This window comes from Thiopseudomonas acetoxidans (assembly GCF_030362935.1).
GTDB lineage: Bacteria > Pseudomonadota > Gammaproteobacteria > Pseudomonadales > Pseudomonadaceae > Thiopseudomonas > Thiopseudomonas acetoxidans.
The window spans coordinates 206,623-222,275 of sequence record NZ_JAUCDY010000002.1 but is presented as its reverse complement, the minus strand read 5'-3'; the positions used below and the strand labels follow the sequence as shown (position 1 = coordinate 222,275).

The 15,653-nt window shown below is 48.9% G+C and carries 14 protein-coding genes; 12 read left to right on the top strand and 2 right to left on the bottom strand.

What is annotated here, in order from left to right:
- Positions 1-420: 420 nt before the first annotated feature.
- The 5 genes from QEZ41_RS03075 to QEZ41_RS03055 are packed head-to-tail and all read left to right on the top strand — an operon-like array spanning position 421 to position 6,575.
- Positions 421-1,977, top strand: coding sequence for a cytochrome ubiquinol oxidase subunit I (locus QEZ41_RS03075; protein WP_289409912.1), 1,557 nt, complete (start codon positions 421-423; stop codon positions 1,975-1,977).
- Complete coding sequence (gene cydB / locus QEZ41_RS03070) at positions 1,977-3,116, top strand: cytochrome d ubiquinol oxidase subunit II (protein ID WP_289409952.1); 1,140 nt, start codon at positions 1,977-1,979, stop codon at positions 3,114-3,116. The genes QEZ41_RS03075 and cydB overlap by 1 nt, the downstream gene beginning before the upstream one ends.
- A gap of 10 nt (positions 3,117-3,126) precedes the next feature.
- On the top strand, positions 3,127-3,240 hold the full coding sequence (cydX, locus tag QEZ41_RS03065) for a cytochrome bd-I oxidase subunit CydX (RefSeq protein WP_289409911.1): 114 nt from the start codon (positions 3,127-3,129) through the stop codon (positions 3,238-3,240).
- A complete protein-coding gene (cydD, locus tag QEZ41_RS03060) occupies positions 3,233-4,948 on the top strand; it encodes a thiol reductant ABC exporter subunit CydD (protein WP_289409910.1) in 1,716 nt (571 codons plus the stop codon). The genes cydX and cydD overlap by 8 nt, the downstream gene beginning before the upstream one ends.
- Positions 4,938-6,575: an amino acid ABC transporter ATP-binding/permease protein gene (locus tag QEZ41_RS03055; protein ID WP_289409909.1), complete on the top strand. Its 1,638-nt coding sequence runs from the start codon at positions 4,938-4,940 to the stop codon at positions 6,573-6,575. Before cydD ends, QEZ41_RS03055 begins: the two co-directional genes overlap by 11 nt.
- Before the next feature lie 110 nt (positions 6,576-6,685).
- On the opposite strand, the gene htpX is transcribed toward QEZ41_RS03055, so the two are convergent.
- Positions 6,686-7,558 (bottom strand): protease HtpX, encoded by an 873-nt coding sequence (htpX, locus tag QEZ41_RS03050; RefSeq protein ID WP_289409908.1) that lies wholly within the window; start codon positions 7,556-7,558, stop codon positions 6,686-6,688.
- Positions 7,559-8,103: 545 nt separating this feature from the next.
- On the opposite strand from htpX, the gene QEZ41_RS03045 reads away from it, so the two are divergent.
- The 7 genes from QEZ41_RS03045 to QEZ41_RS03015 all read left to right on the top strand — a co-directional run bounded on the left by QEZ41_RS03045 (position 8,104) and on the right by QEZ41_RS03015 (position 14,292).
- Positions 8,104-9,318: a flagellin gene (locus QEZ41_RS03045; protein WP_289409907.1), complete on the top strand. Its 1,215-nt coding sequence runs from the start codon at positions 8,104-8,106 to the stop codon at positions 9,316-9,318.
- 85 nt (positions 9,319-9,403) lie between these two features.
- Positions 9,404-9,787 carry a flagellar protein FlaG gene (locus QEZ41_RS03040; RefSeq protein WP_289409906.1) on the top strand — a complete coding sequence of 128 codons (384 nt, stop codon included), beginning with the start codon at positions 9,404-9,406 and terminating at the stop codon, positions 9,785-9,787.
- A 129-nt stretch (positions 9,788-9,916) separates the two neighbouring features.
- Complete coding sequence (gene fliD, locus QEZ41_RS03035; RefSeq protein WP_289409905.1) at positions 9,917-11,332, top strand: flagellar filament capping protein FliD; 1,416 nt, start codon at positions 9,917-9,919, stop codon at positions 11,330-11,332.
- Positions 11,333-11,338: 6 nt separating this feature from the next.
- Positions 11,339-11,725: a flagellar export chaperone FliS gene (fliS, locus tag QEZ41_RS03030; protein WP_289409904.1), complete on the top strand. Its 387-nt coding sequence runs from the start codon at positions 11,339-11,341 to the stop codon at positions 11,723-11,725.
- Between the two features lie 189 nt (positions 11,726-11,914).
- A complete protein-coding gene (gene fliS / locus QEZ41_RS03025) occupies positions 11,915-12,295 on the top strand; it encodes a flagellar export chaperone FliS (RefSeq protein WP_289409903.1) in 381 nt (126 codons plus the stop codon).
- 22 nt (positions 12,296-12,317) lie between these two features.
- Positions 12,318-12,614, top strand: coding sequence for a flagellar protein FliT (locus QEZ41_RS03020; RefSeq protein WP_289409902.1), 297 nt, complete (start codon positions 12,318-12,320; stop codon positions 12,612-12,614).
- 226 nt (positions 12,615-12,840) lie between these two features.
- Entirely contained in the window at positions 12,841-14,292 is a 1,452-nt protein-coding gene (locus QEZ41_RS03015) for a sigma-54 dependent transcriptional regulator (RefSeq protein WP_289409901.1), read from the top strand.
- A gap of 70 nt (positions 14,293-14,362) precedes the next feature.
- On the opposite strand, the gene QEZ41_RS03010 is transcribed toward QEZ41_RS03015, so the two are convergent.
- Positions 14,363-15,607: an ABC transporter substrate-binding protein gene (locus tag QEZ41_RS03010; protein ID WP_434556783.1), complete on the bottom strand. Its 1,245-nt coding sequence runs from the start codon at positions 15,605-15,607 to the stop codon at positions 14,363-14,365.
- Positions 15,608-15,653 lie beyond the last annotated feature (46 nt).

Below are 15,653 nucleotides of genomic sequence, written 5' to 3'. Positions count from 1 at the left end.
TTTAAGCAGTGCAGATTATATCATAATGTATATTAATCTTACTTAACGCACAGCGAGCAAGCGCGGTTCTTGAGACGTTGCTGTTCCTATTTATTTATATCTGCTGTGTAACTGACTGTATGGCTGGTGCTGCACTTTCGGCACGGCGAGCTGCCTTTATGTGTGAGGACAAGCTGTTTTTAACCATGACTGCCTGTCTAAATCAGTAACGAGCTAACGTGAAAATGTCAGTGGAGTGCATGCTGTGACAAGCTGCCGTCTTGTTTAAAGTCAATAAAATGTAAAAAATACACACTGGTAGCTCATACTTTGGGCTAAGGGGACGTTGCCTGATTGAATAGACCGCCTGCAATCGACTATTCAACTAAGCCACGTTTTCATCGGTGATTTCACCTGTACTTTTGCAATTGGAGCAAAGCGATGGATCTTGTCGAGCTTTCAAGAATGCAGTTTGCCTACACTGCGATGATTCACTTCTTGTTTGTCCCGCTGACCATAGGCTTGGTGTTTATTTTGGCGATTATGGAATCTGTGTATGTCATGACTGGCAAACAGATTTACCAAGATATGACTAAGTTCTGGGGTAAGTTGTTTGGGATTAACTTTGCCTTAGGTGTCACCACCGGGCTTGCGATGGAGTTCCAGTTTGGTACCAACTGGTCCTACTACTCGCACTATGTGGGCGATATTTTTGGTGCGCCGTTGGCGATTGAAGCCCTGATGGCGTTTTTCTTAGAGTCCACCCTAGTGGGTTTATTCTTTTTTGGTTGGGACCGGCTCAGTAAAACCAAGCACTTAGCAGTGACTTGGCTGATGGCGCTGGGAACTAACCTGTCAGCGTTGTGGATTTTGGTGGCTAACGGTTGGATGCAGTTCCCGATTGGGTCTGAGTTTAACGTGGAAACCATGCGTATGGAGTTAACCAACTTTGCGCAGGTGGTATTAAGCCCTGTAGCGCAGGTTAAGTTTGTGCATACAGTTTCTGCAGGCTATGTGACTGCAGCTGTATTTGTGCTGGGCATTTCTAGTTGGTATTTACTCAAAGGGCGTGACATCGCCTTTGCTCGCCGCAGCTTTGCGATTGCCGCGGTGTTTGGTTTTGCCAGTTCCTTGTCGGTCATTATCTTGGGTGATGAGTCGGGCTATGAACTGGGCGATGTGCAGAAAGTAAAGTTGGCGGCTATTGAAGCTGAATGGCATACCGAGCCTGCACCTGCAGCCTTTACGCTGGTGGGTCTACCTAACCAAAAGGAAGGGCGGACGGATTACGCCATTAAAATTCCGGCGGTAATGGGCTTGATTGCAACGCGCTCGCTGGATAAAGAAGTGATCGGCTTGAGTGAGCTGCAAGAACAGCATCGCCAGCGCATGCTTGATGGCCGTGAGGCCGCAAGCTTAATGCAGCAAATTCGTGCTGGGGATAAGTCGGTAGCGACGCAAGAGCGTTTTAAGGCGATTGAAAAAGACTTGGGCTATGGCTTGCTGTTATCAGCCTATGCTGAAGACCCAATGAACCCCAGCGCTGAAGAGTTACAAGCTGCTGTAGATGCGTCTATTCCTAAAGTATGGCCGCTGTTCTGGAGCTTCCGCATTATGGTTGCTGCAGGTTTCAGCATGTTGCTGCTGTTTGGTTTTGCAGTGTGGCATAGCATGCGACGTACAGAACACAAGCCACGCTGGCTGCTTAGATTTGCACTGTTCTCAATTCCGCTGCCTTGGATTGCCAGCGAAATGGGCTGGTTTGTGGCTGAGTATGGCCGTCAGCCTTGGGCCATTGGTGAGATTTTGCCGACCGAGCTGGCGGTATCACAGCTAACCGAGGGTGATGTGTTGCTCACGCTGGGCAGTATCGTGGTGCTTTACAGTATTTTCGTTGCGATCGAAATGTGGTTGATGTTCCGTTATGCGCGTAAAGGGCCGTCCAGTTTGCAAACCGGACGCTATGACCTAGAAACCGCGCAAGTGAAGGAGGCTTAATCATGGATTACGAAGCTCTGCGTTTTATTTGGTGGGTGCTGATCGGCGTATTGTTGATTGGTTTTGTGGTCACCGATGGCTTTGATATGGGGGTGGCCGCGCTGTTAAAAGTGATTGGTCGCAACAACGATGAGCGGCGAGTGATGATTAATACGGTGGCCCCGCACTGGGATGGCAACCAAGTGTGGCTGATTACGGCCGCCGGTGCGCTATTTGCCGCGTGGCCAACCGTCTATGCTGCTGCATTTAGTGGTTTTTACCTTGCCATGATGTTGACGCTGTTTGCCCTGTTCTTGCGTCCGATTGCGTTTGAATATCGCTCGAAGATCGATAATCAAACCTGGCGCGACCGTTGGGATTGGGCATTAACAGTGGGCTCGACCGTGCCGGCGATTATCATTGGCGTGGCCTTTGGTAACTTGCTGCAAGGAGTTCCCTTTCACTTTGATGACCTGTTGCGCCTGTACTACACCGGCAGTTTCTGGGGCTTGTTAAATCCCTTTGCTTTGCTGGTTGGGGTGTTTAGTTTGCTAATGTTTGTTAACCACGGTGCGGCGTATTTACAGCTGAAAACTGACGGTGAATTACTGCAGCGGGCAGAGCGTATGAGCCAACTGCTGGGTCTGGTGGCGGCAACCCTGTTCGCGCTGGCGGGTGTGTGGCTGTGGTTTGGCATCGACGGCTTTCAAGTCACCGGTGGTTTGGATACTCAAGCTGCCAGTCGCGTTACGGTGAAAACAGTAGAGCAAATCCCGCATGGCTGGTTTGTCAATTATCAGCGTTGGCCGTTGGCGTGGTTATTGCCAGTAGTGACGATTGCGGGCTTTGTCGGTTGCTCTGTGCTGAGTAAGCTCAGACGTCATGCTTTAGCCTTTGTGGCTTCGGGGCTGGCGATTGCAGGCACCATTGTCACCTTTGGCTTGTCGATGTTCCCGTTTATCATGCCGTCGTCAACCACACCGAATCACAGCCTAACTCTATGGGATGCGACAGCCAGTGAGCTGACGCTGTTTATTATGCTGGTGGTGGCGTTGGTATTTGTACCGCTAATTCTAGGCTATACCGCTTGGAGCTACTATGTGATGCGCGGGCGTTTGAACGTGCAGCACATCCACGATAACAGCAATTCACTGTATTAAGGAGCTGAAGATGTGGTATTTCACTTGGATATTAGGCGTCCTTTTAGCTTGTAGCTTTGGCATTATAAATGCCATGTGGTTAGAGCTAGATGGCTACGCTGGTGAAGAGTCTGGCAGTGACTGATAAAGCTGCAGCGCAAGCCTTACGCCAACAACTCAAAGCACTAAGAGCGCCGCAAACGCGGCGCTTTCGCTGGGCGTTGGGCCTTGCGCTAAGCAATGTTGCACTCTTGATTGGGCAGTATGCCGTACTGGCATGGCTGCTTAATCAATGGTTGCAGGCCAGCTTACACGACAGCTGGCAAACCATAGAGCCCACGCGACTGTATGCTGCTGGGGTGTTTTTGGTGAGTTGTTTACTGATTCGTCCATTGCTGCATTATTGGCGCGAACGCTTGTGTCAGCAAGCCAGCTTGCAGATTCGTCAGGGCTTAAGGCAGCGGTTGTTGGCGTTACTCGCCCAGCCTAGTGCACAACTAGCGCATAGCGACAGCGAAGGGGCGTTGGCGAGCCAAATCCTTGACCAGGTTGATGCCTTAGATGGGTACTTGCAGCGCTATGTGGTGCAGGCTCAGTTGGCGGTGTTGGCTCCCTTACTGTTATTAATAGTGGTGTTTCCACTGAGCCCATTGGCGGGCGCTTTGCTGTTGCTGACCGCGCCTTTGGTGCCTTTGTTTATGATTATTTTAGGGCAGGCGGCGGCTAATAGCAGTCGCCGTCAGTTGCAAGCGTTAAGCCGTTTGAGTGGTCGTTTTTTAGATTTGATTCGCGGTATGAAAGGTTTGCAGCAGTTACAAGCGACAGATTTGGCGCAACAGCAGGTGGCAGATTCCGTAGCAGGCTACCGTGAGCGCACCATGGCGGTGCTGCGCTTAGCGTTTTTATCCAGTGCGGTGTTAGAGTTTTTTGCAGCGCTTTCTATTGCGCTGGTGGCGGTGTACTTAGGCTTGGGCTTGTTAGGGCTTTTACCCTGGGCCAAAGAGCAAATACCTGTGCCCTATGCCAGTGCGTTATTTATTTTGTTATTAGCACCGGAGTTTTATGCACCCTTACGCCAGCTCGGGAGCGATTACCATGCCAAAGCCGATGCTGAGGCGGCGTTAACTGAGTTGCAACCCCTGCTCAATGCCGGTGCGGTGATGCCGCAAGGCGAGCAGCCGTATCAGGCTGAAGGTGCACCGGAGATTTCTTTACAGGCTGTGCGTGTTCTCTCAGCGGCTGGCAGAGCGCGGCTCGCTGTTGATGAAATCACAGTGGCAGCCGCCCAACGGGTGTTAATCCAAGGTGAAAGTGGGGCGGGTAAAACCACCTTATTGCATGTTCTCTTAGGCGGATTGGCGTATCAAGGGCAGGTGCGTGTGAATCAGCAGGATTTGCAGCAGCTGAACCGTCAAGACTGGCTAAATCAGCTGGATTATTTATCGCAAAACCCTAGGTTTATCAGCGGAACTTTGGCGGATAACTTGCGGCTGGCCAAGCCGAGTGCCACGGATGCCCAGCTAATTAAGGTCTTGGAGCAGGTGGGACTGGCAGAGCATGTGTCTGTCCGTGGATTACAGCTGCCACTATTTGAGCGCGGATTAGGTTTGTCTGGTGGGCAGTTAAGTCGTGTGGCTTTGGCACAGCTACTGTTACGTGATCGCCCGCTGTGGTTGCTGGATGAGCCAACGGCGCATCTTGATGACGACAGCCAGCTGCAAATCCATGCGCTGTTAGAGCGTTTAAGTCGCGGCAAAACCCTGTTGTTAGTCAGCCATAGTGCAGCGGGGCTGAACTGGGTGGATCAGCAGGTGACGCTAACGCGAGTAGAAGGGCAGAGCGATGCATCCTGACTTTGAACCGATTCGTTTACGCAGCCTGTTGGCCAGCCGCAAAGGCGCTTGGGGGTTGTCGTTATTGCTTGGTTGGTTGACCCTGTTAGCGGTGGTGGGGTTGTTGGCGATTTCTGGTTGGTTTATTACGGCCAGTGCCGCAGCGGGTTTGGTGGTCGCGGGTGCGTATCAGTTTGATTTTTTTAGGCCCGCCGCGTTAATCCGCTTGGCGGCCATGACGCGTACCGCCGGACGTTATGCCGAGCGGTTGAGCAGCCATAATGCCGCGTTGGCATTGTTGCAGGATTTGCGCTGCCGTTTATTTGCCAAGTTAGCAAAAAGCCCATGGCAACAGGGGCAAGTCTCGGCGAAACAACAGCATCGTCTTATTGGTGATATAGATTTACTGGATCAATTTCCGTTAAGTGTGATCGCACCTTGGTTTTGGGCGCTGTCTATCTTGGCGGTGATTGGTATGTTTTATTACTGGTTAGCGCCGAGCTTGTTTTGGCTGGCGCTGCCGAGTTTGTTATTGGCGGGGCTGGCGTTACAGGCGCTACTGAGCCGCCAATTGGTGCGTTTAGCGCAGCAGGATACGGAACTAGTGGAAGCACGTAAGGTGTTTTTATTGGAAAGCCTACAAATGCGCGCACAGCTGGTGATTTGGCAACAATGGGCGCGGCGCACCGAGCAGTTTTCGGCCTCTGATCAAGCGTACTTACAGCAACATCAGTACCAGCAGCGCGTGAGCAGTGCGTTATTGATGTGGCAGCAGTGGGGGCTAGGGTTCGGGTTGTTACTGCTATTGTGGCAAGGCGGAGTTCTGGTGCAGCAGCAACAGCTGGATATTTCCTGGTTAGTGGCGGCATTGTTAGCTTATTTAGCTTGTTTCGAGATTTTAGCGCCCTTGACCGCCAGCGCCACTGCTTTAGGCCACAGTCAAGCAGCACGAGATCGCTTAAATCAATTAGGCAGTGCCGAGCCTGAACCACAAGCTGCATCGTTGGTGTTGGGTACGCAGTCTCCCAGTTTGCAACTTGACGCGTTGCAATGGTCGTTTACCCAAGCGCAGCCGCTAACCCTGAACGTACAGGCTGGGGAAATGTTGTTGTTGAGTGGTGCGTCCGGTGGCGGCAAAACCAGCTTGTTGGAGACGCTTGCCGGTTACTTGACGCCAGTATCAGGACGTTGCACCTTGAATGGCGAGGCCTACAGCCAGCAGTCAGTGCGCCCGCACATGGCGTACTTACCGCAGCAGTTTGACCTGTTTAATCTGAGTTTGGCGGATAATCTGCGCTTGGGTAATCCTCAGGCGAGTGACGCGCAGCTGTGGGAGGCTTTAGCGAAAGTGGCGCTGGATGACTGGGCCGCCGCACAACCCTTGCAGCTGCAAACCCCGTTGGGAGAGTATGGGCTAGAAGTCTCCGGTGGGCAGGCGCGACGCATTGCCCTAGCGCGCTTGCTGTTACGTCAACAAGCCGTGATGTTGCTGGATGAGCCTTTTGCTGGCCTAGATGAGCAAACCGCTCAGCAAGTGATGAATACTGTCATTGAGCATCAGCGCCAAGGGGTTCTCGTGGTCGTGAGCCACAGCTGGCCTGCCGGCGTATTGAACTTGCCGCAAGTGCAGCAGATAGTTATTACCTGAAAAGCGAAAGCAGGGCTTCGTCACGAATGTGCTCGACAGCCCTGCTAGGTAAGGAAGTGGCTTTTGTGGTGCTAGCAACTGAAGTACCAGCAAGCTTTAAATAGCTGCTGCTAGCCGCGCTGTTGCAGAGCAGCAATACGCACTTCCAGCGGTGGGTGACTCATAAACAGTCCGGCCAAGCCGGTTTTTAAGCCAGCGCTAATTGCAAAAGCACTCAATGTTGCTGGCATTTCTGACTCGCGACCTGATTCAGCCTGCAGTCGGCGCAGTGCACCAATCATTGCACCTGTACCCGCTAAGTTGGCGCCCGCTGCATCGGCACGGAACTCACGCCAGCGCGAGAACCACATAACAATAATGCTGGCCAAGATGCCCAATACCAGTTCGGCAAAGATAGTGGCGACAAAGTAACCAATGCCGGGACCGTCTTCGTTTTTGAAAATAGCCTTATCAACAAAGCTGCCAAAAATCCGTGCAAAGAACATGACAAAAGTATTTACCACCCCCTGTATTAAAGTCATGGTCACCATGTCGCCATTGGCTACGTGACCAATTTCATGGGCTAAAACGGCTTCGACTTCTTCGCGAGAAAAACGCTCAAGCAAGCCTTGACTTACCGCGACTAAAGAATTGTTACGGTTCCAGCCAGTAGCAAAAGCGTTGGACTCATACGCTGGGAAGATACCTACTTCAGGCATGCCGATCCCCGCATCTCGCGCCAAACGTTGCACAGTGGCAACCAACCATTGTTCGTGGTGAGTGCGCGGCTGATCAATAACTTGTGTGCCGGTGCTCTTTTTCGCCATCCATTTGGATAGAAATAAAGAAATAAACGAACCGGAAAAACCAATGACAGCACAGAAAATTAATAGTGTTGTGAGGTCGGTGTCGGTGAGCCTGTCAACGCCAAGCAGCTTTAAGGTAATGCTGGCGATAATCAAAACGGCAAGGTTAGTTGCCAGAAAAAGTGCAATGCGCATCATGATGCTTAGTGCTCCAAAGTTATTAGTTGCTGATTATATAGGTATCCGTCAGACAAAATTCAAGAGGTGCGTTTGCCTGCGCCAAAAAATATGGGGCAGTGCAGGCTTTGTTAGAGTTAGAGCGTAACTTTTCTCGATTGTGATTACTTGGCGGCACTTGCGTTGATTCTGTAGTTTGCGATAGCAAAAAAGCAGGCTTTCAGCAGGGTAAGCGGCAAAGAATTTCCAGAAAAAAAGAATGCTGACGCAGGTTAGGATTAAATTTTGTTACCAGTGCTTGTTTTCAAGTCATTGATGTTAAAGGAATTGTTTTGTCTTAAACGTTAAATTAAAAGTTGGCACACTTTCTGCTTTGTATTAGGTGCGTCACCAATGGCTGTCAAAGCTTTGGCGATAACAAGACTTCCAAGCTAGAGAGTTATTTTTGACGCTAACGATAACTAAAGATGAAAAATGAAGACGATAGCTAAGTATTCGGGACATGCAATTGGCATACCCAAGCAGCACGTCTGATTACTTAAACATCAGCCCTGGAGGCTAAGACTATGGCACTTTCAGTAAATACTAACGTTGCGTCACTGAATACCCAACGTAATTTAAATACCTCTACTAATGCGCTCGCCACTTCGTTGCAGCGTTTGTCTACAGGTTCGCGTATTAATAGCGCGAAAGACGACGCCGCCGGCTTGCAGATTGCTAACCGTTTGACCAGCCAAATTAATGGTATGGGTGTGGCAGTGAAAAACTCCAACGACGGTATCTCGATGGCGCAAACTGCAGAGGGTGCTTTGGAGCAATCCACCACTATCCTACAGCGCATGCGTGACTTGTCATTGCAAGCAGCAAACGGCTCAAACAGCGCTGAAGAGCGTAAAGCGCTTAACTCAGAAGTTGTAGAGCTGAAAAAAGAGCTTGATCGTATTGCTAACACCACTAGTTTTGGTGGTAAGAAATTATTGGACGGCAGCTTCCAAGCCACCACCTTTCAGGTGGGCGCGGCGGCGAACGAAACCATTACTGTTAAGCTGGATGAAATGAGCAGTAAAGCGTTAGAGGCTAAATTCAGTACCGGAACTATTCCAGCTGACGCTCTAGGTACTGCAGGAACTCCAGCAGCATCAGGAGGTGTAATCGCGGTTCAGGTGCAAATGGCAGGTGGTGAAGTTAAGACTTTTTCAGCGAAATTTGAAGTAGGTGCGACTCAAGCCGAACAGGTACAGGCGCTGGCTACAGTGATTAACGATGCTAATATCGGTATAGGTGCCTTTGCTAACGATGACGGTGCATTTGATTTGGTAACGTCCCTAGCCTCGGGTACCGGTGCAGGTCAAATTTCATCGCTTAAATTTGGCAGTGGTCCAGATTTGGCGGCTGCAGAAGCGGATGCAAATGCAGCCACAACAGCGCCAAAAAACGTGGCACTAGCGGCAGCAGCGGCAACTGAAAACAAAGTATCAGATATAGATATTAACTCTGTACTTGGTGCGCAAACTGCGGTGATAATCATTGACCAAGCCATCCAGAAAATTGATGCGCAACGTGCTGATTTGGGTGCGGTACAAAATAGATTTGAGAACACCATCGCAAACTTGCAGAATATTGCAGAAAACGTCTCTGCCGCACGAGGAAGAATTAAAGATACTGATTTTGCGGCCGAAACAGCAGCATTGAGTAAAAACCAAATTATGCAACAGGCTGGAACAGCTATCTTGGCACAAGCCAACCAGCTGCCGCAGTCGGTACTTAGTTTGCTGCAGTAACGAGCATCTGAGAGTTGCATAGTCTGACGGGGGAGCGTGGTTATCGCACGCCACCCCGCCTATATTATGAACTCGGAGGTGAGTTATGGAAATTAATACCAACTTCAGCGTGCTGCCTAGAACAGTGCAAGAGCGACAGCCCACTGTTGCTGAAACACAGATGCTAGGGCGCTCAGGCCGCAAAGAGGATTCTGTAGCTCAAACGCAACAAGCACAGAAAACCCAAGTAAGCAAAGCTGAACGCAGTAAAGAAGAGCTGGAACAAATTGTTGATAAAATGCAAGAAGCAGTCAGTGTCATGCAGCGGAATTTAAATTTTTCCATCCATGACGCAACAGGTACGACAGTGGTAAAGGTTATGGATGCGGGCTCGGGCGAGGTTATTCGTCAGATGCCGACTGAAGATGCGCTCGTTTTGGCCGAAAGACTGGATGAGATGCGTAGTTTGCTGTTTGAGGCACGCGCCTAAAGCTTAATGACAGCAAGATACAGAATCAGTAAAGTGTTCAGTGAGAAGTGTGCAGTGTTTAGCTGATCAGTTAGCTAACGCTCAGCTCTCTAATACGCAACAAACGTCAGAATGACGAAGGTGGTTAACATGGCAGGTATTCCAGGAATAGGCTCAGGCTTAGATATTAAAGGCTTGGTCAACTCAATGGTGCAGGCAGAAACAGCACCCAAAGCTGCCCAGCTTCAACGCCAGGAGAAGACCACTGAAGCCAAGTTTTCTGCGTTAGGTAAATTGCAGAGTGCGCTCAGTAATTTCCAAAGCTCCATGAAAGAGCTTAATAAGATGACGCTATTCGATAATATGAAAGCGGCTTCTTCTAATGGCTCGGCACTCAGCGCGACTGCTAGCAAAACTGCAGCCGCTGGCACTTACAGTGTAGAAGTGACGAGCTTGGCGACCAGCAGTAAAGTAGCGACAAAAGCGGTTGCAACAGATTTTAAAGCCTCTGGCGCTGGTTCTTTAGAAGTTAAGCTGGGCTCCGATGGTGAGGTAACTACCGTCAACATTGCTGATGGCTCAAGTTTGACGGATGTACGTGATGCGCTCAATGAGCAGCTTAAAGACAAGGGCATTACAGCTAATATTGTTAATAACCCAGCCAGCGGTACATCGCAGATTGTGCTTAGCTCGAAAGAAACGGGTGCAGGCAAAGATATTGTGATGACCGGAACGCTGGCAGGTGTAATTGGCGAAGCAGACTTTAATGTCGACGGCACAAAAGACATTAAAGCCGAGGATGGCGGTGCTGGATACTTACAGCAAGCCGCAAATGCTAAATTTAGTATTGATGGTTTGGCGCTTGAGAGCGCAACCAACACAGTTGCAAACGTTATCCCTGATGTTGAATTCACTCTTAAAGGTAAAACTGAAGAAGGCAAACCCCTGACAGTTACCGTTGGTGAGGACCGCTCAGGTGTTAAAGATCAGTTAAAGAAATTTGTCGAATCCTATAATGAATTTATGACTGTCGCCAAAGAGTTAACCGCAGTCACCAAGGTCGGCGATGACAAAGCACCGGTGGTAGGCGGTTTGGTGGGTGACTCTACAGTGCGTAGCCTGTTAAATGGTGTGCGTGCAGAGCTAGGTAATGTAATGCCTGGAGCACAAGGTTTGCGGGTGCTGGCGGACTTAGGCATCACTACCCAGCAAGACGGCAAATTAAAAATCGATGATAAAAAATTAGATGCTGCACTTGAACAGAATTTTGATAAAGTAGGGCAGTTTATTGCTGGTGATAACGGCTTGATGTCTCGCTTAGATAGCAAAATAGATGCTTACACGGGCAAAACCGGTATTATTGGTGAAAGACAAAAGAGTCTTGATTTAGCCCGTTCCGATATCAAGAAACAAACAGAGCGCTTAAATGAGCGCTCAATACAAATTGAGGCTCGATTGCTCAAACAGTTTAACGCAATGGACGCTCTGGTCGGTCAATTAAATTCAACCAGCAGTAGTCTAATGCAATCTCTAGCTAGCTTGCCTGGCATGTCACGAAAGGACTAATAAAGCATGACAAACCCAACAGATACATATAGCAACGTAGGCCAAGAACAAGATTTAACACCTTATCAAGCAGTGCAGGTTTTGCTTGATGGTGCGCTCGACCGTATTTCCGCTGCGATTTCTGCGCAGCAGGCAAACAATCATGCAGAGCGTGGTGAGGCGGTTGATACCACACTCACTATTATCGGCCTGTTACAGGATAGCCTAGACAAAGAACAGGGTGGTGAGTTGGCAGAAAATCTTGATGCTTTGTATGATTATATGACGCGCCGCTTGGCACACGTAGCTGTAGATAAAACCCCTAAAACATTGGAAGAAGTGCAGGAGTTGGTGGTTAAGATTCGCGATGCTTGGGCTGAAATTGACCCTGCAAAAGAGCCAGCACAGCTATAAAAATGATTTAGAAACATCTGTACCAATAAGCCACTACTCATTTAGACTCCAGGCTAGAATGTTTGTAGTGGCTTTGTTTTATTGGGATTTTTTACAGTCAAATGAAGCAGTTTCTAGAATTATTTTTTAAAGAAAGTGGTGCTGTTGTCGATAAATAGAGTAATCCGCAAAACATGGGAGCACGAACAAATGAATGCGATGACAGCTTTACAGCAATACCAATCCGTTAATACACAAGCTCAGGCAGCAGGCGCGGATCCGCACCGCTTAATTCAAATGCTGATGGAAGGTGGCTTAACTCGCTTGGCTCAGGCTCGTGGTGCCATGGAGCGTCGGCAAGTTGCTGAGAAGGGTGAGTTAATTAGTAAGGCTATTGGTATCGTTAATGGTTTACGCCAGAGCCTTGACCTTGAGCAGGGTGGCGAAATAGCACTAAATTTGGACGGCCTGTATGACTATATGGCTAGACGTCTTATGGAAGCTAACCTGAAAAATGATCCGCTCATTTTAGAAGAAGTTTCCAGTTTGTTGCGTGAAGTGAAAGAGGGATGGGACGCAATTGCGGCCTGATAATCCCCAAGAGGGTTCAAGTATGAATGCAGCAGTTTTGCAATTGCAGCAGTCTGGAACAGCGCTACGTGAAGCGCTGGAAAATCAAGACTGGGAAGCAATAGGTGCTTTAGATATGCAGTGCCGGCAAGCGGTCGATCAGGCACTGGCCGATCCGCACAGCGCAGCCGACGAGTTGCGTGAAAAAATGCAGGAATTATTGGACTTGTACCGTGACTTGGTTGCTTCCTGTCAATCTGAGCAGCAGCGTATAGCCAGTGAGCTGGTACAGATTCAGCAGTCAAAAAAAAACGCAAAAATTTATCAGCTCTTTGAATGACAGCTTAGATTAAGAATTGAATAAGAGAACCAGCGCCTATGCCGCTGGTTTTTTTATGATTGCTTGTTTTGTTGCGTATGCTTTTCTGACTTGTGTCAAAAAAATACATAAGCATTAAAATAAGTATGCCATTAAATTGACATTCCATAGTAAATTGACTTAACTGTACACACGTCGCCGTAATCAACTTACGGTATTTATTTAAACTGACTATGAATTGGCCAGTATGCATCGTGAAACTAAACTTCTGCTGATCGAAGATGATCCGCAACAGCGTCAAAATATTGCTTATATTTTTAACTTTATGGATGAAGAGTTTATTGCTGCGGATAGCTCCAAGTGGCGTGATGCGGTAAAAGAACTATCCAATCCCCGCGAGATACTCTGCGCGTTTGTTTCTATGCAAGACAGCGCGCAAGCTCTAACGCTGGTTAAGGAATTATGCCAGTGGGATGAGTTTTTGCCCTTGGTTGTTTTTGGCGATATGCCTAACGATTGGCCGGCTGAGTATCGACAACGAATACTGAACTCTTTGTCCCCCGTACCCACCTACAACAGATTGGTGGACTGCTTGCACCGGGCGCAGGTGTATCGGGATGTTTATGCTGAGGTAGATGAGCGGCGCAACCAGCGTGAAACGCATTTGTTTCGCAGCTTGGTAGGAACTAGCCGCTGCATGCAAAAAGTTAGACAGATGATGCAGCAGGTAGCAGACACTGAGGCTAATGTGTTGATTCTCGGCGAGTCAGGGACGGGTAAGGAGGTTGTAGCACGCAACCTGCATTATAGTTCCTCGCGTAAGGATGGACCTTTTGTTCCGGTTAACTGTGGCGCTATTCCTGCAGAACTGTTGGAAAGTGAGCTTTTTGGTCATGAGAAAGGCGCGTTTACGGGGGCGATAAGCACCCGAGCGGGGCGTTTCGAAATGGCTAAAGGCGGTACGTTGTTTTTAGATGAAGTGGGCGACATGCCGCTGCCTATGCAAGTTAAGTTGCTTAGGGTTTTACAGGAGCGGGTTTTTGAGCGGGTAGGCAGTACCAAAACGCAAACGGCAGATGTACGTATCGTTGCAGCCACACATAAAGATCTGGAGAAAATGATTGAAGCCGGAGACTTTCGTGAAGATCTATTTTATCGTTTAAATGTGTTTCCTATCGAAATGCCCCCATTACGTGAGCGTTCGGAAGATATACCACTGCTTATTAACGAGCTGGTCATGCGTATGGAGAGCGAAAAGCGTGGTTCTATTCGGTTTAACTCAGCTGCCATTATGTCTTTATGTGAGCATGACTGGTCCGGTAACGTGCGAGAGCTAGCCAACTTGGTAGAGCGCATGGCGATTATGTATCCCCATGGTGTTATTGGTGTGAATGAACTGCCCAAGAAGTTTCGCTATCTGGAAGAAGATGGCGGAATTAGAGAGCTGCGGGACGAATTAAGCGAGCGCGCTGCTTTGCAGGCGCCGCTGCTTGAAGAGCCGGAGCCTATTGCGCCAATGGGAAATGTGTTGCCCGCTGAAGGATTGGATTTGCGTGAGCACTTGGCAGACATTGAGCGCGCTTTAATTCAGCAGGCACTTGATGATACGGATGGAGTCGTTGCGCATGCAGCGGAACGCTTGGGTATTCGACGTACAACCCTGGTGGAAAAAATGCGCAAATATGATATGAATCGTTAATCAGGTATGTATTTAGCGAAATAAAAAGGTTGGCCTAAGCCAACCTTTTTTATGCCTGAATTGCTGCGTATTAGCGTAGCGTATCGGGCTGCTTAGCGGCTTTGCGTAGTTCTTTCCATTCATCATGACTGATGGCTGCCTTATCACCACTAAGGCTGTGAACGACTTCTAGATAATCTTGACGCGATGGGTGTCTAACAACGGTTTCACGTCCGTTAACCCTTACCACATAGACGGTTTGCACATTTTGGTGATCAAAACCGCGCCATTGTGCTTTGTCTTTTAAGAGTTGATATTCGTGGTTTTCCAGCGCTTTAATGACGTTGGCGCTGTCTAAGCTCTTGCTGCGACTTACCGCGTCAGCCCATTGATATATGACCGTATAAGCCGAAGCTGCGGCACTGGCGGGGTAAAGACCATACCTGTCGCTGAAGTTTTTAGTGAACATTAACCCCGTGCCTGACTTTTCAATTTCCGGCACGCGCCAAAACCAGTGCTCAGTACCTAGTACGCCCACCATAAGGCTTGGACCTGTTTGTTCAATAACGGTTTGGGTTAGGTTGGGTGCGACAATTTGGGTTTTGCGGTTCAGTCCCATAGTGTCGGCAGTGCGCATGGCGCGTACTAGATCATGACCGTACAGCGCTAACACTATTACTTCGGCATTACTTTCCTCTGCTTTTTTCAACGCGCTGCTGTAGTCAGACTGCTTAGCGGAGGGGAAAGGTACTAATACACCTGGATGGGTGTTGGTGTCTTGTGTGTTGGTGTTTTTACGCAATGACTCTTCTGAACTATGTCCCCAGCTGTAGTCGGCAGTGATATAGAAGTATTTTTTATTGGGGAAATTCAGTGTTAAGTATTCGCCTAGCGCACGAGCCGACATGGTAGCGCTGGTGCTTTCTCTGAATATGTAACGATGGCCTTTTTCGGTAGTGACATCGTTAGCATAGCCAATGGTTGAAAAATAAATGGTTTTATTTTGCCGTGCACGTTCCGCAGCAGCTACGGCTACAGCGCTGGAAACGCTACCAAACAACATAACGGCACCTTCTCCTATCATGCTATCGACGTTGCGTGCAGCTTTTTCTGGCCTGGAAGCAGTGTCACGTGTAATAAGTTTGATAGGTCTCCCTAGTAGCCCGCCCTTGGCGTTAATTTCATCAATGGCCAGCAATGCGCCGCGCATTTGTGCTAAGCCTTCTTCTTTATAGTGTCCGGTGCGCGGAAAGTTAAGCCCGATAATGATGGGCTCTTCTGCAATCGCAGTGATACTAATGCCCAGCCAAAGAGCCAAAGCTAAAATCATACGGATCAAGTGAAATCTCCTTATTAAATCTGCAACGAAACAGAATAATGCC